The sequence below is a fragment of the Bacillus sp. TH30 genome (assembly GCF_016650875.1).
Classification (GTDB): domain Bacteria; phylum Bacillota; class Bacilli; order Bacillales; family Bacillaceae_G; genus Bacillus_A; species Bacillus_A mycoides.
In genome coordinates this window covers 3,535,181-3,557,400 of sequence record NZ_JAEKEY010000002.1, presented here as the reverse complement: position 1 = coordinate 3,557,400, position 22,220 = coordinate 3,535,181, and the positions used below count along the sequence as shown (strand labels likewise).

Below are 22,220 nucleotides of genomic sequence, written 5' to 3'. Positions count from 1 at the left end.
ACAACAAATTATAACAAAGAATGTATTTTCCAAGCGAACAAAAATTCGCTTTATGTAAAAGAAACCTCTAACCGCTAATCGGCAGAGGCTTCTCGTGTTATCCTAAATAATCTAATTTCTTACCACTATGATATACTTCATCAATTGTAGCGCCGCCTAAGCACTCATCTCCATCATAGAAAACAACTGCTTGACCTGGCGTAATCGCACGAATTGGCTCATCACAAAGAATACGAACTGTATTTTCATCAACAATTTGAACCGTTACTTTATTGTCTGCTTGACGATAACGGAATTTCGCTGTACACGTAAATTCTTTTTCCTTCGCTTTATTACTTACCCAGCCTACATTCGTAGCAATAACTTCATCACCATATAGAAGTTCGTTATGGAATCCTTGATCAACATATAAAATGTTTTCTTTCAAGTTTTTCCCCACAGCAAACCACGGATCACCATTACCACCAATACCAAGGCCATGACGTTGTCCAATTGTATAATACATTAAACCATCATGTTTCCCTTTCACTTCACCAGATAATGTTTGCATCACACCTGGTTGCGCCGGTAAATAGTTACTTAAGAAATCTTTAAAGTTACGCTCACCGATGAAGCAAATGCCAGTACTATCTTTCTTCGCCGCTGTCGCTAAACCAGCTTCTGTCGCCATTTCGCGAATTTGTGGTTTCTTTAATTCACCTAATGGGAACATTGTTTTTGATAGTTGCTCTTGGCTTAATTGATTTAAGAAATATGTTTGATCTTTATTGTCATCAACGCCGCGAAGCATTTTATATTCGCCGTCCATATAAGCAACGCGTGCATAATGACCTGTTGCTACATAATCAGCACCAAGTGCAATTGCATGCTCTAAAAATGCTTTAAATTTAATTTCTTTGTTACACATTACATCTGGGTTTGGTGTACGACCAGCTCGGTACTCATCTAAAAAGTACGTGAATACTTTATCCCAGTATTGTTTTTCAAAGTTTACTGCATAATACGGAATGCCGATTTGGTTACACACTTCAATTACATCATTGTAATCTTCTGTTGCTGTGCAGACACCATTTGCATCTGTATCATCCCAGTTTTTCATAAAAATTCCGATTACATCATAACCCTGCTCTTTTAATAAAAGAGCTGCTACAGATGAATCGACGCCACCGGACATCCCGATGACAACGCGTGTTTCTTGAGGTAGTTTGTTCATCATGTCACCTCCCATGCTAATTTTGTGTTAATCGCTTCACGATTTTCACTGTTTCGTACGCCGCTTTTTCAATTTGCTCTTTCGTATTTCCAAGTCCGAAACTAAAGCGTACGGATGAACGTATTTGATCGGAGTCTTTTCCGAACATCGCCACTAATACATGTGATGGATCAATCGAACCAGCTGTACAAGCAGAACCACTTGATACTGCAATACCAGCTAAGTCTAGGTTTACAAGAAACGGTTCAATATTCATTCCTGTAAAATTTATATTAAACACATGTGGTAAGCGATATTCTAAGTCTCCGTTTACCTCGAAATGAATGTCCTTATTTTTGAAGACAGATACCATTATATCTTTAAACTCTTCATATTGGGCATTTTTTTGCTCACGAGTTTTTTCAGCTAGCGAAACTGCATGTTGAAGTCCAACAATACTAGGTACATTTTCAGTACCAGCACGACGTTTTCTTTCTTGCTCTCCGCCTATTAATAACGGTTCAAATTTCACATTTGCACCAGCATATAGGAACCCTACACCTTTTGGGCCGTTAATTTTGTGAGCGGAAATCGATAATAAATCAATACCAAACTCTTTCACATCTATTTCTATTAAACCGTAAGCTTGTACAGCATCTGTGTGGAAATAAGCTTGATGCTCTTTTAACAACTTTCCTATTTCCACAATTGGTTGTATTGTCCCTACTTCATTATTCCCGAACATAATAGATACAAGAATCGTCTCTTCCGTTAGTGCCTTTTGTATGTCAGAAACTTGAACACGCCCTGTTTCATCAACAGGTAAATACGTCACTTCAAATCCTTCACGCTCTAACAATTCACACGTATGCAAAATCGCATGATGTTCAATTTGCGTTGTAATAACGTGGTTACCTTTATGACGATTCGCACGCGCTACACCTATAAGCGCTAAATTATCAGCTTCTGTACCACCGCTCGTGAATATAATTTCATTTGGACTCGCGTGAATGCTACGTGCACACACACGTCTCGCTTCATCTACCGCATGGCGCGTTTGACGCCCATAAAAGTGAATACTAGACGGGTTTCCAAATGTTTCTGTCATATATGGAATCATCTTTTCGACCACTTCTGGGTGAGTCGGAGATGTCGCAGCATGATCTAAGTAAATGCGTTCCATTAAATCTCCTTCTTTCCAAATCGTTTCACAAGGAATTAAATGTAAAACATATAGCCCCCGTGATTTTCTTCCTCATAACGTACTAAATCTTCTAAAGTTGTACTATCTAATACTTCTTGCACTGCATCACGAACACGCATCCATAATTGGCGTTGTGCTGGTTCTTCTTCTTCTATCATTTCTACAACACTAATTGGACCCTCTAGTACACGGATTACATCTCCAGCTGTAATGTTGACTGGCTGATCAGATAATACATATCCACCATATGCACCACGCGTACTCTTTACAAGACGAGCGTTACGAAGTGGTGAAATTAATTGCTCTAAGTAATGCTCAGATAGATCATGTGCCTGTGCAATTGATTTTAATGAAATTGGGCCTTCACCAAACTTTTTTGCAAGGTCGATCATAATTGTTAAGCCGTAGCGGCCTTTCGTTGAAATCTTCATCTATTTGCACCTCATTTCAAATTTTCACTTCTATTGGTTATATCTTATTTATCCAGCTATTTGCAGGCAGTAAAACTCCCACCTCAAAATTCGGCTGGAGCAAAGAAGTTAGGTGGGGGATGAACAAAACCCCCACTGATTAAAGTTTCACTTTATAAAAGAACACAATTTAAAATCCTATGAAATTATAGCATAATATAGTATTATAAGAAATTTCAACTTGTGTATCAAAATGATAACATAAAATCACATTGAAAAACTCGGAAATTATTACAATTGAAAGAAAAATAGGAATATTCATATTCATTTTCCCCACAAAACAGCATCCTATTTCAAATTTCATCAAAAAAAATGATACGATAGAATGAGATTATACATTAAGGGAGAGGATCAAATGAAACAACCACTCGCACATCGAATGCGCCCTACAAATATTCAAGAAATTATCGGACAACAGCATTTAGTTGGTGAAGGCAAGATTTTATGGCGAATGGTCCAAGCAAATCATTTTCAATCAATGATTTTATACGGTCCTCCAGGCACAGGAAAAACATCAATCGCCAGCGCAATTGCAGGAAGTACTGGAACCCTGTTTCGCCTCTTAAACGCTGTTACTCATAATAAAAAAGATATGGAAGTTGTCGTACAAGAAGCGAAGATGCATCGGCACCTCGTTTTAATTTTGGATGAAGTTCATAGGCTAGATAAAGCGAAGCAAGACTTTCTATTACCCCATTTAGAAAGCGGACTTCTTACTTTAATTGGTGCAACGACAAGCAATCCGTTCCATGCTATTAATTCTGCTATTCGAAGTCGTTGTCAAATCTTCGAATTACACGCATTAACAGAAGATGATATTTTAATTGGCTTAAAACGAGCGCTTGAAGATAAAGAAAAAGGGCTTGGGGAATATGATGTAACTGTTACGGATGAAGCATTACATCACTTTGCAAATGCGTCAGGCGGAGATATGCGCTCAGCTTATAATGCACTTGAACTAGCTGTTTTATCTAGCTTTACAACTGACGACAAAGCCGTGGAAATTACACTTGAAATCGCAGAAGAATGCTTACAGAAAAAGAGTTTCGTTCACGACAAAGGTGGCGATGCTCACTATGACGTTTTATCTGCTTTTCAAAAATCAGTACGCGGAAGTGATGTGAACGCCGCACTTCATTATTTAGCACGTCTTATTGAAGCTGGTGACTTACAAAGCATCGGTAGACGTCTGCTTATTATGGCATATGAAGATATCGGACTTGCTAGCCCACAAGCTGGACAACGTACACTTGCAGCGATTGAATCAGCTGAACGGGTCGGCTTCCCAGAGGCACGCATACCACTTGCAAATGCTGTTATTGAACTTTGTCTATCACCGAAATCAAACTCGGCCTATAAAGCACTCGATGCCGCACTACACGATTTACGTAATGGCCAAACAGGCGATATTCCAAGTCATTTAAAAGATAGTCATTATAAAGGAGCCGAATCGTTAGGAAGAGGCATCGGATACTTATATCCACACGATCACCCAAACGGTTGGGTACAACAACAATACTTACCTGATAAAATTAAAAACAAGCAATATTATAAACCGAAAACGACAGGAAAATTTGAACAAGCACTTTCTACTGTTTATGAAAGATTACAAAGTTCGCATAAAACGAAGAATAAAGGGTAATATAAGCGAAAACGTCACCATTACGGAGGGTTCGCTTATGAAAACACGTCAAGATGCATGGACAAAAGAAGACGATCTCCTTTTAGCAGAAACTGTTTTACGACATATTCGCAGCGGAAGTACACAAATAAAAGCATTCGATGAAGTTGGTGATACATTAAACCGAACTTCAGCAGCTTGTGGCTTTAGATGGAATGCTGAAGTAAGACCATATTATGAAGATGCGGTGCAAATCGCAAAAAAACAACGTAAAGAATTAAAGCGTTCGGAAGCTAAAATAGAAAAAGAGCAGTTCACACAAACTCGGCAGCTCGTAATCGATGCCGAGTTTTCAGAAGATATTGTCCCAAATAAACAAGATCTTACAATGCAAAATGTCATCTCATTTTTGCAAAACTTGGAGCACAATAACCCTTCACTCGCAAAGTTACAAACTGAAAATGACGTATTACAAGATCAGCTCACTTCCCTGAAAAAAACGAATAATGAACTTGAAGCAAAATTAGCTGTTCTCACAAAAAAACAACAAGCAATCGAAGAAGATTATGCAATGCTTGTTAGAATTATGGATCGTGCTCGAAAACTTGTTTCGGTCGAAGAACAAGAAGAGCAAATTGCTCCGATTTTCAAAACCGATCAAAATGGAAATTTAGATATTATATATTCTGCAGAAAACTAAAAACAGGGATGCCACTTTTTCAACTAAGTGACATCCCTGTTTATTTTCCCTTAGTGAAAAAGTACCACAGTAAATGAAATTATATTAACGATTCGACATCGACATTTCTTTAAAACATACAAAAAGCATATATCCGAAATGGATATATGCTTTCTTTTTATTCTTGCCCTACACGCTTCACTTCTACGTTTTTAATACGTTCACGTACAACGTGACTTGCCATAATTAAGCCTGCCACAGATGGTACGAATGCATTTGAAGAAGGTGGTAATTTCGCTTTACGAATTTTTGCATTTTCGTCCGGTACGATTTCTTTACGTACTTCTTCACGAATTACGATTGGGTTTTCGTCAGAGAAGACAACTTTTACACCTTTTTTAATACCATCTTTACGAAGCTTCGTACGAATTACTTTCGCAATTGGATCTGTATGTGTTTTAGAAATGTCCGCAATACGGAAACGAGTTGGGTCCATTTTATTTGCCGCACCCATACATGAGATAATTTTGATTTTACGACGTAAACATTGTTTAATTAAATGAATTTTGAACGTAATCGTATCAGATGCATCTACTACGAAATCTAAACCGTGTTTAAAGAACTCTTCATATGTTTCATCTGTATAAAACATCTCTAGTCCAATTACTTCACACTCTGGATTAATATCTGCAATACGCTCTTTCATTAATTCTACTTTTGAACGTCCTACAGTAGATACTAACGCGTGAATTTGACGGTTTACGTTTGTAATATCTACAACATCTTTGTCAACTAATACGAGACGTCCTACGCCAGAACGTGCTAACGCTTCTGCCGAAAATGATCCTACGCCGCCAATACCTAAAATACCGACTGTACTGTTTTTTAATATTTCAAGGCCTTCTTTTCCAAAGGCTAATTCATTACGTGAAAATTGATGTAACATTCAGCTCTACACTCCTATTACAAAAATGGTCTACCATGTATTCTAGCGTTTTTCCGACTATTTGTATAGAAAAAGTTATATAATTCCTAAAAATACGTATTTCAAACAAGGAAAACATAATGTAAAACCGGACCTTTTTCTTACGTATACGTTTAAAAAGGAGGATTTAGAGAACCTAGCAGATTGAGGCACGTATGCTAGGAGGAGCGCAGTGTAGGAGTACTACTCGAGCACCGGACTAGCATACGTAACGATGAGATGCGACAGTTATCTGAACCGGACTTTTTAAACTTCCCCTCAAAAAAAGCCTAGACGGCTATAGTATAACCATCTAGACTCTATTCTTACTTCTCTTCTTTCAAGCTCAATTTTAAGCTTAGCTCTTCAAGCTGAGCTTCTGCAACTGGGCTTGGCGCTTCTGTTAATAAGCAGCTTGCGCTTGCTGTTTTCGGGAATGCAATTGTATCACGAAGATTCGTACGACCTGCAAGTAACATAACAAGACGGTCTAAACCTAATGCGATTCCGCCGTGTGGTGGTGTACCGTATTCGAATGCTTCTAATAAGAATCCGAATTGTTCTTGTGCTTCTTCTTGTGAGAATCCAAGTGCTTTGAACATTTTTTCTTGTACGTCACGCTCGTAAATACGAAGTGATCCACCACCAAGCTCATAACCGTTTAATACAAGGTCATATGCTTGTGCACGTGCTTTTTCTGGTGCTGTTTCTAATAACTCAACGTCTTCACGGAATGGCATTGTGAATGGGTGGTGAGCTGCGAAGTAACGATCTGCATCTTCATCGTACTCAAGAAGTGGCCAATCAGTTACCCATAGGAAGTTAAATTTACTTTCGTCAATTAACTCAAGTTCTTTACCTAGACGTAAACGAAGTGCACCTAAGCTATCTGCAACAACACTTTTCTTATCTGCTACGAATAGTAATAAGTCACCAGCATCCGCTTCTAATGTACTCATTAACACGTTTGCCTCTTCTTCACCGAAGAATTTCGCAATCGGTCCTTTTAAGCCGTCTTCTTCAACTTTAAGCCAAGCTAGACCTTTTGCACCGTATACTTTGGCGAATTCAGTTAATGCATCGATGTCTTTACGAGAGTATTTGCTCGCTGCACCTTTTGCGTTAATCGCTTTTACTTGTCCGCCGTTTTCTACAGCACTTGTAAATACTTTAAATCCACAACCTACTGCAAATTCAGATAGGTCTTTTAGTTCCATTTCAAAGCGTGTATCCGGCTTATCAGAACCAAAACGAGCCATTGCATCAGCATATTTCATACGAGGGAATGGTGCACTAACTTCTACACCTTTTGCATCCTTCATGACTTTCGTCATCATACGCTCCATCATTTCTAAAATTTCATCTTGTGTTAAGAATGATGCCTCGATATCAATTTGCGTGAATTCCGGTTGACGGTCCGCACGTAAATCTTCGTCACGGAAACAACGTGCTACTTGATAGTAACGCTCAAATCCACCGACCATAAGAAGCTGTTTAAATAGCTGCGGAGATTGAGGTAATGCATAAAATTCACCATCATGCACACGGCTTGGTACTAAATAGTCGCGAGCTCCTTCTGGCGTGCTCTTCGTTAAAATTGGTGTTTCAACTTCTAAGAACTCTTCTGTATCTAAGAAGTTACGAATTGTTTTCGTTACGTCATGACGCATTTTGAATGTGTTGAACATTGCAGGACGACGTAAGTCTAAGTAACGATATTTTAAACGCACATCTTCTGATGCATCTGTATCATCAGCAATAATGATTGGCGTTGTTTTCGCTGCGTTTAATACATTTACTTTCGATGCTTGTACTTCAATACGACCAGTTGCCATATTATCATTAATTGCGCCTTCACCACGTTCAACAACTGTACCTTCTACGTGCAATACGTATTCGCTACGAATCGTTTCTGCTACTTCTAACGCTTCTTTTGATGTTTCTGGATTAAATACAACTTGTACGATACCTGTACGGTCACGTAAGTCGATAAAGATTAATCCACCTAAATCACGGCGTTTTTGTACCCAACCTTTTAATTGAACTGTTTGTCCAACCGCTTCTACTGTTACTTTCCCGCATGCATGTGTTCTTTCAGCCACTTTAAGTTCCCCCTATATTAATTTCTCTGCTACATATGAAGCAAATACATCTAACGCTACTTCTTCTTGTCCGCCTGTTGCCATATCTTTTAAGTTAATGATGCCTTTATCTAGCTCATCTTCCCCTAATACAGCTACGTATTTCGCATTTAAACGATCTGCAGATTTAAATTGTGCTTTCATTTTGCGATCTAAATAATCTTTTTCAACTGATAATCCAGCTTTACGAAGATCGAACGCAACTTTTGCAGCACGGTCTTTCGCTTTTTCACCAAGTGCTACAACGTAACAATCAATACTATGTTCAATTGGTAACTCAATATTTTCAGCCTTCAGCGCCATAATTAAACGCTCAATACTCATCGCAAAACCGATACCTGGCATTTCCGGTCCACCGATTTCTTGTACAAGTCCGTTATAACGGCCACCGCCACTTAATGTTGTGATAGCACCGAAACCTTCTGCCTCACTCATAATTTCAAAAACAGTGTGTTGGTAGTAGTCTAAACCACGTACTAAATTCGGATCTTTCTCAAATGGAACATCCATCGTCGTTAGTAGTTCTTGTACTTTGTCGTAGTATACTGCTGAATCTTCGTTTAAGTATTCTGTAATAGATGGTGCCGTGCTCATTAATTCATGATTACGGTCCTTCTTACAGTCTAAAATACGAAGAGGGTTTTTTTCTAAGCGAGATTGGCAATCAGAACAGAATTCTCCTATGCGCGGCTCAAAGTGAGCAATTAACGCATCACGGTGTGCTTGACGACTCGCTGCATCACCTAAGCTATTTAATACAACTTTAATATTTTTCAAGCCCATACCGCGGTAAAACTCTACAGCAAGTGCAATTACTTCTGCATCAATTGCTGGATCGTTACTACCAATTGCTTCAATACCGAATTGTACGAATTGACGATAGCGACCTGCTTGTGGTCTTTCATAACGGAACATTTGGCCGATATAGTATAATTTTGTTGGTTGTGTTGCATCACCGAACATTTTGTTTTCAACGTAAGAACGTACAACAGGTGCAGTACCTTCTGGACGTAATGTTAAACTACGCTCTCCACGGTCTTGGAATGAATACATTTCTTTTTGTACGATATCTGTCGTATCACCAACACCACGTAAAAATAGCTCTGTGTGCTCAAACATTGGTGTACGAATTTCTTTATAATTGTAACGACGGCAAATGTCGCGCGCTTGCCCTTCGATATACTGCCATAACTCAACACTACCTGGAAGAATATCTTGCGTTCCGCGTGGGATTTGAATAGACATATTCAGTTCCTCCTCAAATTGTTTTAATCTTAATAAAAATAAAAAAACTCCCGCCTCTACTGTTTGAACAGTAGGGACGAGAGTATTATACCCGTGGTGCCACCCTAATTGAAGCACGTATGCTTCCACTTTTTTAATAACGCTTAAATTTGCGTTCATCTCTACTAAGCGTATAAGCCTTTCAAGTTGAAACCTACAGAGTGTCATTCAATCAGTCATCATGTAGAAATGTTTTCAGCCTAGGACATTTCTTCTCTTTCCATGTGTATCTCATTTACTCTCCTCTATCAACGGCTATATTCATATGTAAATATAAAATTACTATACGTTTGTTGAGTAGGATTGTCAAGTGCTCTAAGAGCGCTCAATTTGCTTCTTTAGGCGCTTTACATCTTGTAGTGAAATTCCAAACTCAGAAGCAAGCTCCATTGAAGTATTGTTTTGTTCTTTTGAAATAAAATCATGTAAATTTACGTTAAACAGTTGATTTGCACCATTTGTAACAGAATGCCCTTTTTCATTCATACGCATACGTATATCCCTCACATTCAATATGGTTGTTTTACTTTTTATTGTTCCATATTGATGAGATAGTTATACATAGCCGAAACAGTTATTGATTCCAAATAAACATAAGAATGCGATTAACAATAATAACGGTAGCCAATCCACTCGCAAGTAAAGGGTGCTTCAAATGATACAACGCTGCAACACCTACTCCAAACACGATAATTTCTAACAATACATGCAATATACCACGCACTTCCCACTCTGCGTATGGAGCTCCAAATAACCCCCATATGACAGCAACAACAATCGGAAGACTAATAGCCAGTGTAATTTTTACAACAGGTATTTCTCCTATTCGGAACCCCCAGTATCCAACAATCCCAAGAATGCATAACTCCAGCATAAAACGTAAAGCTATATTGAATTCTTGAAGCATGCTACACCTTCTTTTCCTTTTATTCCTCTTCAAATTAAATCCTATTGTAACTAAACAAAACATACCACAATGTATGAAAAAAGAGAGGACCTATAATCCTCTCTTCCCCGGCAACACTATTTACTTTCTACAATTAAGGTCACCGGACCATCATTGATTAAAGAAACGTCCATCATTGCTCCGAACTGTCCTGTCTCCACATGCAGTCCTTGTTTACGAACTTCTTCATTAAAGAAATCATATAAATGTTCTGCATAATCAGGTTTCGCAGCATCCATAAAGTTTGGACGTCTTCCCTTGCGGCAATCTCCGTATAATGTAAATTGCGAAATAGATAGAACTTGTCCCTTCATATCAAGTACAGAGTGGTTCATCTTTCCGCTCTCATCTTCAAAAATACGTAGGTTTGCAATTTTTTCTGCGATATAAGTTGCATCTTTTTCTGTATCTTCATGCGTAATGCCAACTAGTAATGTTAAACCGAATGGAATTTGCCCTACAATCTCGCCATCTACTGTGACAGACGCTTCCTTTGATCGTTGTAAAACAACTCTCATCTTTTCTACACTCCCTATTAATGCATCATGCGTCGTACGGCATAAATTTCTGGAACACGTTTAATGCGCTCTACTACTTTTTTCAAGTGTTGTAAGTTTCGAATAGAAATCGACATGTTAATCGTTGCCATCTTATTACGATCACTTCTACCAGAAACAGCTGAGATATACGTCTTCGTTTCTGTAACAGCTTGTAATACTTCATTCAATAAACCACGACGATCATAGCCTGAAATTTCAATATCAACATTGTACTCAATTTCTTTTTCAGGACTACCTTCCCAATCTACTTCTAGTAAACGCTCCACCGCTTCTTCTGTATGCACATTGACGCAATCGCAACGGTGAATTGATACGCCTCGACCTTTCGTAATATACCCAACGATATCATCGCCTGGAACTGGGTTACAGCATTTTGATAAACGAATTAACAAATTATCTGCACCACTTACCTTTACACCAGAATCCCATTTTCGAATTTTCATCGGTTTACGAACTTCTTTAACTTCAACGATGTCTTCTTCTTCACGTTGTTTACGGAACTTGTCCGTTAGTCGCGTAACAATTTGCGCTGCTGTAATTCCGTTATATCCAACTGCTGCAAACATATCTTCTTCATTTGCAAAGTTAAACTTCTCAGCGACACGTTTTAAATTATCAAGCGCTAATACTTCTTTCATCTCATACTCTAAGCCACGCACTTCTTTTTCAACAAGTTCACGGCCTTTTTCAATATTTTCATCTCTACGTTGTTTCTTAAAGAATTGACGTATTTTATTTTTCGCATGAGATGTTTGAGCAAGCTTTACCCAATCTTGACTTGGACCATACGAATGTTTCGATGTTAAAATTTCAATGATGTCACCAGTTTTCAACTTATAATCAAGCGTCACCATTTTCCCATTTACTTTTGCACCAATTGTCTTGTTTCCAATTTCCGAATGGACACGATACGAAAAATCAATTGGAACAGAGCCAAGTGGTAATTCCATTACATCGCCTTTTGGTGTAAAGACGAATACCATGTCAGAGAATAAATCAATTTTTAATGACTCCATAAATTCTTCTGCATTAGAAGCTTCATTTTGCCATTCTAATATTTGACGGAACCAAGTTAGTTTCTTCTCTAATGTACCCGTTGTTTCTGCTGCTTTACCTTCTTTATACGCCCAATGTGCCGCGATTCCGAATTCTGCAATCTCATGCATTTCTTTCGTACGAATTTGCACTTCTAGCGGATCACCTTTTGGTCCAATTACAGTCGTATGAAGAGATTGATATAAATTTGCTTTCGGCATTGCAATATAATCTTTAAAACGACCTGGCATTGGTTTCCAGCACGTATGAATAATTCCAAGCACCGCATAGCAATCTTTAATACTATTCACAACGACACGTACAGCTAGTAAATCGTAAATTTCATTGAATTGTTTATTTTGCAATGCCATTTTACGATAAATACTGTAAATATGTTTTGGTCTTCCAGAAATCTCAGGTTGAATTGAAACCTCTTTTAATTTCTCGCGAATGCCAGTCATTACTTCATCTAAATATTCTTCACGCTCTGCACGTTTACGCTTCATTAAATTCACAATACGATAATATTGCTGCGGGTTTAAATAGCGAAGTGACGTATCCTCTAACTCCCATTTAATAGTACTAATTCCGAGTCTATGTGCTAAAGGTGCAAAGATTTCTAACGTTTCATTCGCAATGCGACGCTGCTTCTCTTGAGGCAAATGTTTCAATGTACGCATGTTATGAAGACGATCAGCTAGTTTAATTAAAATAACTCGAATATCTTGAGCCATTGCGATAAACATTTTGCGATGGTTTTCTGCTTGTTGCTGCTCATGGGATTTATATTTAATCTTTCCAAGCTTTGTAACACCATCGACAAGCATAGCGATTTCTTTATTAAATTCCCGTTCAATGTCTTCTAATGTAATTTCTGTATCTTCCACTACATCATGTAAGAAACCTGCCGATACTGTAGCCGGATCCATGTGTAAATCAACTAAAATACCTGCAACTTGAATTGGGTGAATAATATATGGTTCACCCGATTTTCTATATTGTTCGCTATGTGCATCACGCGCATATTCATAGGCACGTGCCACTAGCTCAATATCTCCATCCGCTAAATATTGACTTGCTTTCTCGAGTACCTGTTCAGCTGTTAGTACTTGCTCATTTGCCATCGAATCACCTTTTATTGAAAATTGACTTTATCTTTATTGAATAGAATAAATTATATTCTATCATTATAACCCAATGATTGTGAATTGTGAAAAGGAAAAGATTTTACTGACATTTCACCATGTTTTTTTGTGCAATTATACAAAAGTACCCGCTCCTCTCCAAGAGATTCACGGGTACTTTTTTATCACCGTAGTTTCACCTATATAATGATTAGTATTTTTCTAATACTAATACATCGTAACCATCTAACATTTTACGACCATCTAAGTAAGTAAGTTCTACTAAAAATGCAATTCCTGCTACAACTCCACCAAGTTCTTCAACTAGTTTAATTGTCGCTTCGATTGTTCCACCTGTAGCTAATAAGTCATCTGTAATTAATACACGTTGGCCTGGCTTAATTGCATCTTTATGGATTGTTAAAACATCCGTTCCATATTCTTTACCGTAGTCAACTGTAATTACTTCACGTGGTAATTTTCCTAATTTACGAACTGGTGCGAAACCTACTTCTAATGCATAAGAAACTGGGCAACCAATAATAAAACCACGCGCTTCTGGTCCTACTACAACATCAATGTCTCTTTTATTTGCATACTCAACGATTGCATCTGTTGCTGCTTTATATGCTTTTCCGTCGTTCATTAAAGGTGTAATGTCTTTAAACACAATACCTTCTTTCGGATAATCTGGTACAATTGCGATATGTTGCTTGAAATCCATATTTCTGAATCCTCCTCAGATATAAAAGGTTTGTAAATACAAATCCTTTACCCTAACTGTTCTACTTATTTATGATCACGAATCGTTTCAAACCATGTATATAGTTGCTGATATGTGCTATAAACCAATTCTTTCTCTAATTGTAAGTGGTTCATTTTCTCACGATATGTGTTCGATTCAATTAAATCACGCTTTTGTTTTTTATCTGCCATAAAAATGACACCGTCTTTTATTGTAACAAATTCTAACTCAAAAAACACCTGTGTCATGAAATTTACTGTATCTTTTGACCAACCTTTATGACGACACAGTTGTTCCCCATATTGCCTTAAAGAAAATGGTGTTTTTTGGCTTAAGAAAGAATAGTACCATTTAAAATGTTCCCTCGTTGGGACCGTACTAAATAAATGATTATTCTCTTGATAAAATAGCGTGTAAATTCGAGCTGGGAATCCAGCCTTAAATACATCACCTAATTCATCTGTTCCTTTCGGCAAATCAAGTAGCACAATGTATTGATCATCAAAATGAGCTACCTCTGATGCATGCACGAGCTGTTCTTTATAGCCTTCTAAAGAAAATTTATTCAATACCTCTTCAGAAAAATACACCATTGTTATTTTTTCTTTCGGAAGTTCTGCTAAATTTGCTTCTACATTACGCATACTACGCCAGTCGAATAATTGCCATGCCTCTACAGCAATATCTTGCACCATTAATTGCGGCTTTTTAAAGTTATTCCATTCATTAATGGACACTTCTCCTACTACAGAAACCTTCGCAACTGGAGAGATTTCTTTCGCATAAGTACCAAATCCAAATCCAATCGTGTCCAGTGTTGCTTGTCCATCACGAAGAGCCATTTTTAAATGCGAACCATCAGATCCAATTGCACGGATACTTTCTAAGTCGGCATCTTTCACCGCAATACGCGGTTTCGGATTTCCTACGCCAAATGGCGCTAACTTTTGCATATCCTCAATCGCGGCAAGCGTTACATCCTCTACTTTACAAAATGCATCCACTGCTGTAATCGGAATAAAATCTTCTGCTGTTAAAATTACATCTGCTTGCTCATTTAACCTGCGTCTTAATTCATCCACATCATTCATATTAAGCGTCATTCCCGCTGCCATCGGATGACCTCCGAAATGCGGTAACAATTCACGGCAATCTGAAAGGTTTGCAAACAAATCAAATCCTGCAATACTACGAGCCGATCCCTTTGCTGTTTCTTTATGAGGATCAATGCTTAATACAATCGTTGGACGATAAAAACGTTCAACTAACTTAGAAGCGACAATTCCAATTACCCCTGGATTCCAACCTTCTTTTGCAAGGACTAATACTTTATTTTCTTCTGGCGGGAAATTATTTTCGACTTCAGCGATAGCTTCTTCAGTAATTTGCTTTACAATATCTTTTCGAAGTTTGTTCAGCTCATCAATTTCTTCAGCTAGCTCTTTCGCTTCCTCTGGATCTTCTGATAATAAAAGGTGTACAGCAGGTGTTGCATCTTCCAAACGACCAACTGCATTAATACGAGGTGCGAGTGCGAACCCGATGCTTTCTTCTGTAATTTCGCTTTGCGAAACGTTAGCAACTTTAAATAACGCCTTTAAACCGATATTCCGAGTCATTCGCATATGCTTCAGTCCACGCTGTACTAACAATCTATTTTCACCATGAAGCGATACTAAATCGGCTACCGTACCGATTACTGCAATTTCCAACAAATGCTCTGGTACACGACCCAAAAGTGCATGTGCAACTTTAAATGCAACACCAACACCCGCTAAATAATGAAACGGATAAACACCGCCTTCTAATTTCGGATGAATAATCGCAAGTGCCTCTGGTAATTCTGGTGGTGGCTCATGATGATCTGTAATAATAAGATCTATTCCAAGTTCCTTCGCTACCTTCGCTTCATGTACCGCTGCGATACCAGTATCGACAGTAATAATTAGTGAGAACCCTGCACTGTGCGCCCAACGAAACGCTTCTTCATTTGGCCCATAGCCTTCAGTAAAACGATTTGGAATATAAAACTCTACTTCTGCACCTAATTCTTTGAGAGCAAGATATAACACAGTCGTACTGCTTACTCCGTCCGCATCGTAATCGCCAAATATTAATATTTGTTCTCCATTTTCAATAGCTTTTTTCACACGTTCTACAGTCCGATCCATTCCTTCAAGTAAAAATGGATCATGAAATTCTTGATCTGCTGTATTTAAAAAGTCTACAATCTTATCTTCTGTATTTAAGCCTCTGCCAAGAAATAATGAAGTCACAAGAGGTGATAGTTGCAATTTATTTGCTAATTCACTCACTAGTTCCTCATTATATTCTTTTTCTTTCCAACGCGTCTTCGGTTGTAACACGAAATCACCCCTTAACCTATCCATTATACAAGACAGATTAAGGGGTGACAATATAATGCAAACTACGATTCGATATCTATATAATTAAATATCTGTTATGTTTAATTTGGAGAATACGGATTAATATGTACAAAAACATTTTGTACGTTATCTTGTTTCATAAGTTTTTCTTTTACATGTTTTCCGATGCGATGACCTTCTTCTACAGTGATATATGGATCTACAGATACTTTAATATCAACAATAACATAGTGGCCATGTTCTCTTGCATATAAAGAGCCGATTTTTTTCACACCTTCCACTTGAAAAACTGCCTCCCTAAGCGGAACAACATCTTCTTCATGCAGAACATGATCGAGCGTTGCATGAATAGCTTCTGCTCCAATACTCCACGCCATCTTAGCAACGAGAATTGAAACAAATAATCCCGCAATTGGATCGGCATATACAAGCCAATCTATACCTAACTTACCGCCGATAATAGCTGCACAAATGCCGATTAAAGCTGCAATTGAAGAAAACACATCCGAACGATGTTCATATGCATTTGCAATAATTGCATCACTATTTATCCTCTTCCCTAATCGATATTTATACTGAAACATCCCTTCTTTCACTACAATCGAAAGAATAACTGCAAAAATCGTAATTCCTTTTGGTGGTTCTAAATCTTGTGAAAAAGCTTTTATAGACGAAATCGCTATCTCTATTCCAACAATAAATAATAATACCGCAACAATAATCGCTGAAATCGATTCCGCTTTACCATGACCATACGGATGATCTTCATCAGGCGGTTGCTTTGCCGCTCGTAATCCAAAAAGTACAGCTAACGAGCCAATTACATCTGATCCAGAATGCACCGCATCCGCTAAAAGTGCCTTACTGTTTCCAATATAACCAATTACCGCTTTTACAATCGCTAATATAATATTACCAACGATTCCGACAATAGCACCAAACTCGGCCTGTTTAAAACGTTCATCTTTTTCCATAATTGAAATCCCTTCTTTTCTTAACCTATCTTTTTATCCCGCTATTTGCGGGCAGTAAGCCCTCCACCTCAAAATCCGGCAAATACAAGGAAGTTAGGTGGGAGATCAACTGCCCGTAAAAGCCCGATTGGTGAAGGCTAATAATAAGTGGGGATGAACAAAACCCCCACTTATTAAAGTTTCACTTTATTTTAACAAAATCAGCGATAACATCACCACTTTATTCCATTTCATTCTTTCAAAAGTTGCTATCTTATTGTATCCACAAACGAAAAAAGAGATGCCTCATAATGAGACATCATCTTTTTTATACTTGCGGTTCAGGTTCTTCTTTCTCAACCTTCTTCTTGTTTTTTCCCCTTTTCAAACGACGGTTTTCAAGCATTAACCAAATTTGAGAAGCCACGAAAATAGAAGAGTACGTACCTACAACTAATCCAATTAATAATGCAAGTGAGAAGTTACGCAGTGATTCACTACCAAAAATAAGTAGTGCGATTACTGGGAATAACACTGTTAACACTGTATTAATTGAACGACCAATTGTTTGACGAATACTTGAGTTTACGATTTCTTCTAAATCTTTTATGTCGCGAACTCGTTTTTTCTGTTTGTATAACTCACGGTTTCTATCGAATGTAACGATTGAGTCATTGATAGAGTAACCAATAATCGTTAATATCGCAGCGATAAACGTTAAGTCTACCTCTATCTGGAAAAGACTAAACATAACAATCATAACGAATGCATCATGTAATAATGCGATTACTGCAGATACTGCGTACGTAAGACGGAAACGAATACTTACGTATAAGATGATAACCAATGAAGCTATCAGAACCGCGATGAATGCATTTCGTGCAATCTCTTTACCGATTGTCGGCGAAACTGTACTTACGTTTGGCTCTGTACCGTATTTATCGTTAAAGAATGTTTTTGTTTTCGCAATTTCATCTTTCGATAACACACCTAACGTACGAACAGCGAAACCTTTATTGTCATCTCCGGTCGGTACAATATCTTCTTCCTTCACATCGATGTTCAATTCTTTCAAATCTTTATGAACATTAGAAACAGTAGTTGCTTGTTTTGATTGCAAGTCAATACGTGTACCACTTGCAAAGTCAATACCAAGATTCATTTTAAAAATCGGTAATATAATTGCCCCAGCAATTACAACTACAATTGAGAATAAGAAAAATTTATGACCGATATTTACGAAATTAATACGATCAAATCTCGTCGGTGGATGTACTGCACCTTTTGTTAATGGAATAATATCCTTTTCCTTAACACCAAAGTAAGATAGTTTCTTATCAAAGTAACGGCTCTTTACAAGTAAACCTAGTAAGAAACGAGTACCGAATACGTTCGTAATGAAACCAACTAAAATACTTACGATTAAACTTGTTGCGAATCCTTTTACAGAGCTATTACCGTAAGCGAATAATACACCAGCTGCTGCAATTGTTGTAATGTTCGCATCTAAAATTGTCGATAATGAACGTTGGTTACCAGCACGGAATGCTGACATCATCGACTTACCAATTTTAAGCTCTTCCTTCAATCTCTCGTACGTAATGATATTCGCATCAACTGCGATACCAACCCCGAGCACTAATGCCGCAATACCCGGTAACGTAAGAACTGCATGCATCCAGTTAAAGACAAGTAATGTAACGAAAATGTATAAACCTAACATAATAACCGCTACAAGTCCTGGTAAACGGTAGAATACAAGCATGAATAAGAAGATAATAGCAATACCAATCGCACTAGCGAAAATCGTTTGCTCTAATGCTTGTTGACCAAATTTCGCTCCAACAGATGTTGAATACATTTCTTTTAAATCAACAGGAAGTGCACCTGCATTTAATAAAGATGAAAGTTCTTTCGCACTTTCAACTGTAAAGTTTCCACCTACGATAGATACTTCAGCTTGGTTAAATACTTGGCTTACTGTTGCTGCTGATAAAAACTTCGGATTCGGTTTTGCTGATTCTGCTTTATATGAATCTTTTCCTTCTTCAAAATCAAGCCAAATTACCATTAAATTCGTTGGTGGTGGCATTTTTGAAATTTTTTCAGTTACTTCACGGAATTTTTCAGCGCTTTTTAGTGTAAGACCTACGCTCGCACGGCCTTGCTCATCAAATGTTTGCTTCGCTCCGCCGCCTTTTAAATCCGCTCCGTCCATAAGCAGGTTATCATCCACATCACGGAATGTTAGTTTCGCTTGTGTTGATAACATTTCACGTGCTTTTTGCTGATCTTGTACACCAGCAAGCTGTACACGAATTCGATCTTCCCCTTCGATTTGAATGTTCGGCTCACTTACACCAAGAACATTGACACGATTTTCAAGAGCACCTACTGTACTTACAAGTGCATCACGATCGATTTTATCACCTTTTTTGGCTGGTTTTACTTCATACAGAATTTCAAAACCACCGCGAAGGTCTAGTCCTAGACTAATTCCTTTTGCTATGTCTTTTCCTGCCGCACCAATTACTCCACCAATTAATAAAACGATGAGGAAAAAGGCGGCAATTCTTGTACCACGCTTTGCCATATGTACCCTCTTTCTGCTACTAACACTTTCAATAAATCTCTTACGATTCATTTTCGAACGTGTGCATACGCCTAGTTAGTAGACTTACTTTCTATAAAATACATGTATTTCCGCTAGTTCATCACTAGCTGTGTCGGTAAGCTTTTCACAATACCTACACTATTCATTATTTATTTTTCCTCTTCACTACCTCCTTTATATATAATCTTAGACATAATTAATTCCTCTTTATCAATACCTATCATTATACTGCAAAAGGAAGAACAAACCAATTACAGTCGGTTATTTATTTTCATATTCATCAAACGACCAAAGTGGCGCTTGATATGCTTCAACAGTTAAATAATTCATATATTCATTAGTACTTACTCTTAATACATCATTTACTAATTCATATAACCTAACATCACTATCTATCTTTTTCCACTTTTTCGCCTTGAGAAACTTCCAAATATCATTATCTGTCACTCGGTCGTAACCGAACATTTGAAACTCTTCTACTTTACTTTCTAAAACGACTTGTAACTGTCCGCGGTATGATTCTACCAAAGCCTCTTTATCCAACATATATAACATCTCCTTCTTATTTCAGCACGAAAAGTCGCTTTTAATCCCGCTCTAATGGACAGTAATAACTTCTTTCAAGAGTACCATTCATACTTCACTCTCTTAAATGCTTGTCATTCTTGTCTCATACGTGCATATAAATTATTGTAAATCATTCCATTGATTTTGAGAAGGTAGGAGAAGAGTATGACGAGACAAAGCTTTTTAAAAGGCGCATTTATTTTAATGATAGCCGGTTTTATTACAAAAATCCTTGGATTTATTAACCGTATTGTAATGGCACGTATTTTAGGCGAAGAAGGCGTCGGCCTTTATATGATGGCTGTCCCCACCTTCATTTTAGCAATTACATTAACACAAATTGGCCTTCCTGTTGCAATCGCAAAATTTGTAGCAGAAGCGGAAGCAGTGAACGATAAGCAAAGAGTTAAAAAAATATTAACTGTCTCGCTAGCCGTTACATCCATTATTAGTATCATTTTAACAATTGGGATTATGCTACTCACACCTATTTTAGCAAAAACATTATTAACAGATGAAAGAACTTACTATCCATTAATGGCTATTTTACCTGTCGTCCCGGTTATTGCAGTTTCTTCCGTTTTACGTGGTTATTTCCAAGGGAAACAAAACATGAAGCCGAGCGCTTACGCTCAAGTCATAGAACAAGTTGTCCGCATTACAATTATCGCTGTATGCATTCGGTTATTTTTACCTTACGGCGTAGAATATGCTGCAGCCGGTGCTATGCTATCAGCTGTTCTTGGCGAAGTTGCATCTTTATTATTTTTACTTACTTTATTCCAACGCGAAAAACATTTATCTATACGCTCTGGATTTTTCACTACTGTAAAGGAGAGCAAAAATACATTTTATTCCCTTATGGACATTGCTTTACCAACTACAGGAAGCCGTTTAATTGGTTCCGTTTCTTATTTCTTTGAACCTATCGTCGTTATGCAAAGCTTAGCGATCGCCGGCGTTGCTGCTTCTGTCGCAACTCAGCAATACGGTATATTAAACGGATATGCGTTCCCACTTCTATCACTGCCAGCCTTTATTACATATGCTCTTTCTACAGCACTCGTCCCATCAATTAGCGAGGCAATGGCAAAGAGACAACACAAATTAGTAGAACACCGATTACAACAAGCACTTCGAATTTCCTTAATAACCGGCGGATGGTCAGTCGTTATATTATATGTATTTGCTTCTCCAGTTTTAACTCTCATGTACGGATCAGACAACGCGGCCGCTTTCATCCAGCTTCTTGCACCTTGCTTTTTATTTCATTATTTTCAAAGCCCCCTTACATCTGTGTTGCAAGCTTTAAACTTAGCACGCGCTGCTATGATGAACACATTCATTGGCGCTATCGTAAAATTAATCGTTATCTTTGTACTCGCTTCACGCCCAGAGTTCCAAATGATGGGGGTTGCCCTCGCCATCGCAGCAAATATAGTAACCGTAACATTCCTTCACTACGCCACTGTTTTAAAGAAAATTGCATTTACCATTTATGCAAAAGACTATATTTTCGGCGGAATTGCTATCGGGATTGCTGGTACCTTCGGTTTTTATCTTCATAAGTATATCGTTTTTTCTCATTCACTTGGCATACAAACATTATGGGAAATCACTTTAACAACAATCGTTTATATCGTTCTCCTCTTCGTTTTCAAACTCATTCGAAAAGAAGAATTAAGTCGTCTCCCTATCATTCGGAAACTTTCATTTTTGAAATAAGCAGGCTTG

18 protein-coding genes and 1 other annotated feature are annotated in these 22,220 nt (G+C 37.8%); of the genes, 3 read left to right on the top strand and 15 right to left on the bottom strand.

What is annotated here, in order from left to right:
- Nucleotides 1-97: 97 nt before the first annotated feature.
- Genes mnmA through cymR form a run of 3 tightly spaced genes read right to left on the bottom strand, consistent with a single transcriptional unit; the run spans nucleotide 98 to nucleotide 2,827 of the window.
- Nucleotides 98-1,213, bottom strand: coding sequence for a tRNA 2-thiouridine(34) synthase MnmA (gene mnmA / locus JFU20_RS20475; protein ID WP_002088752.1), 1,116 nt, complete (start codon nucleotides 1,211-1,213; stop codon nucleotides 98-100).
- Between the two features lie 16 nt (nucleotides 1,214-1,229).
- Complete coding sequence (locus tag JFU20_RS20470; protein ID WP_002015293.1) at nucleotides 1,230-2,375, bottom strand: cysteine desulfurase family protein; 1,146 nt, start codon at nucleotides 2,373-2,375, stop codon at nucleotides 1,230-1,232.
- 35 nt (nucleotides 2,376-2,410) lie between these two features.
- A complete protein-coding gene (cymR, locus tag JFU20_RS20465) occupies nucleotides 2,411-2,827 on the bottom strand; it encodes a cysteine metabolism transcriptional regulator CymR (protein WP_000704117.1) in 417 nt (138 codons plus the stop codon).
- Nucleotides 2,828-3,221: 394 nt separating this feature from the next.
- On the opposite strand from cymR, the gene JFU20_RS20460 reads away from it, so the two are divergent.
- Nucleotides 3,222-4,508, top strand: coding sequence for a replication-associated recombination protein A (locus tag JFU20_RS20460; protein WP_002015295.1), 1,287 nt, complete (start codon nucleotides 3,222-3,224; stop codon nucleotides 4,506-4,508).
- A 37-nt stretch (nucleotides 4,509-4,545) separates the two neighbouring features.
- Complete coding sequence (locus JFU20_RS20455; RefSeq protein WP_002015296.1) at nucleotides 4,546-5,187, top strand: RsfA family transcriptional regulator; 642 nt, start codon at nucleotides 4,546-4,548, stop codon at nucleotides 5,185-5,187.
- Nucleotides 5,188-5,344: 157 nt separating this feature from the next.
- On the opposite strand, the gene JFU20_RS20450 is transcribed toward JFU20_RS20455, so the two are convergent.
- The 12 genes from JFU20_RS20450 to JFU20_RS20395 form a co-directional block, all read right to left on the bottom strand.
- Complete coding sequence (locus tag JFU20_RS20450; protein ID WP_000903181.1) at nucleotides 5,345-6,112, bottom strand: tRNA threonylcarbamoyladenosine dehydratase; 768 nt, start codon at nucleotides 6,110-6,112, stop codon at nucleotides 5,345-5,347.
- 344 nt (nucleotides 6,113-6,456) lie between these two features.
- Nucleotides 6,457-8,232 carry an aspartate--tRNA ligase gene (gene aspS / locus JFU20_RS20445; RefSeq protein WP_002015297.1) on the bottom strand — a complete coding sequence of 592 codons (1,776 nt, stop codon included), beginning with the start codon at nucleotides 8,230-8,232 and terminating at the stop codon, nucleotides 6,457-6,459.
- Between the two features lie 12 nt (nucleotides 8,233-8,244).
- Nucleotides 8,245-9,516, bottom strand: coding sequence for a histidine--tRNA ligase (hisS, locus tag JFU20_RS20440; RefSeq protein WP_033710149.1), 1,272 nt, complete (start codon nucleotides 9,514-9,516; stop codon nucleotides 8,245-8,247).
- 69 nt (nucleotides 9,517-9,585) lie between these two features.
- Nucleotides 9,586-9,816, bottom strand: a binding site (T-box leader).
- 54 nt (nucleotides 9,817-9,870) lie between these two features.
- Nucleotides 9,871-10,047, bottom strand: a complete 177-nt coding sequence (locus JFU20_RS20435; RefSeq protein WP_002015300.1) for a hypothetical protein — start codon at nucleotides 10,045-10,047, stop codon at nucleotides 9,871-9,873.
- Between the two features lie 82 nt (nucleotides 10,048-10,129).
- A complete protein-coding gene (locus tag JFU20_RS20430; RefSeq protein WP_002015301.1) occupies nucleotides 10,130-10,462 on the bottom strand; it encodes a YrdB family protein in 333 nt (110 codons plus the stop codon).
- Between the two features lie 116 nt (nucleotides 10,463-10,578).
- Nucleotides 10,579-11,019: a D-tyrosyl-tRNA(Tyr) deacylase gene (locus JFU20_RS20425; RefSeq protein ID WP_002015302.1), complete on the bottom strand. Its 441-nt coding sequence runs from the start codon at nucleotides 11,017-11,019 to the stop codon at nucleotides 10,579-10,581.
- A 17-nt stretch (nucleotides 11,020-11,036) separates the two neighbouring features.
- The gene (relA, locus tag JFU20_RS20420; RefSeq protein WP_002015304.1) at nucleotides 11,037-13,220 is read right to left on the bottom strand and encodes a GTP diphosphokinase; all 2,184 of its coding nucleotides are present in this window, start codon (nucleotides 13,218-13,220) and stop codon (nucleotides 11,037-11,039) included.
- Between the two features lie 211 nt (nucleotides 13,221-13,431).
- Nucleotides 13,432-13,944: an adenine phosphoribosyltransferase gene (locus tag JFU20_RS20415; protein WP_002015305.1), complete on the bottom strand. Its 513-nt coding sequence runs from the start codon at nucleotides 13,942-13,944 to the stop codon at nucleotides 13,432-13,434.
- A 65-nt stretch (nucleotides 13,945-14,009) separates the two neighbouring features.
- A complete protein-coding gene (recJ, locus tag JFU20_RS20410; protein ID WP_002015306.1) occupies nucleotides 14,010-16,331 on the bottom strand; it encodes a single-stranded-DNA-specific exonuclease RecJ in 2,322 nt (773 codons plus the stop codon).
- Nucleotides 16,332-16,432: 101 nt separating this feature from the next.
- On the bottom strand, nucleotides 16,433-17,326 hold the full coding sequence (locus tag JFU20_RS20405; RefSeq protein ID WP_002015308.1) for a cation diffusion facilitator family transporter: 894 nt from the start codon (nucleotides 17,324-17,326) through the stop codon (nucleotides 16,433-16,435).
- Between the two features lie 307 nt (nucleotides 17,327-17,633).
- Nucleotides 17,634-19,898, bottom strand: coding sequence for a protein translocase subunit SecDF (secDF, locus tag JFU20_RS20400; RefSeq protein WP_002015310.1), 2,265 nt, complete (start codon nucleotides 19,896-19,898; stop codon nucleotides 17,634-17,636).
- Between the two features lie 282 nt (nucleotides 19,899-20,180).
- Nucleotides 20,181-20,465: a post-transcriptional regulator gene (locus tag JFU20_RS20395; RefSeq protein ID WP_002112000.1), complete on the bottom strand. Its 285-nt coding sequence runs from the start codon at nucleotides 20,463-20,465 to the stop codon at nucleotides 20,181-20,183.
- 186 nt (nucleotides 20,466-20,651) lie between these two features.
- On the opposite strand from JFU20_RS20395, the gene spoVB reads away from it, so the two are divergent.
- A complete protein-coding gene (gene spoVB / locus JFU20_RS20390) occupies nucleotides 20,652-22,211 on the top strand; it encodes a stage V sporulation protein B (protein ID WP_002015313.1) in 1,560 nt (519 codons plus the stop codon).
- Nucleotides 22,212-22,220: the final 9 nt, after the last annotated feature.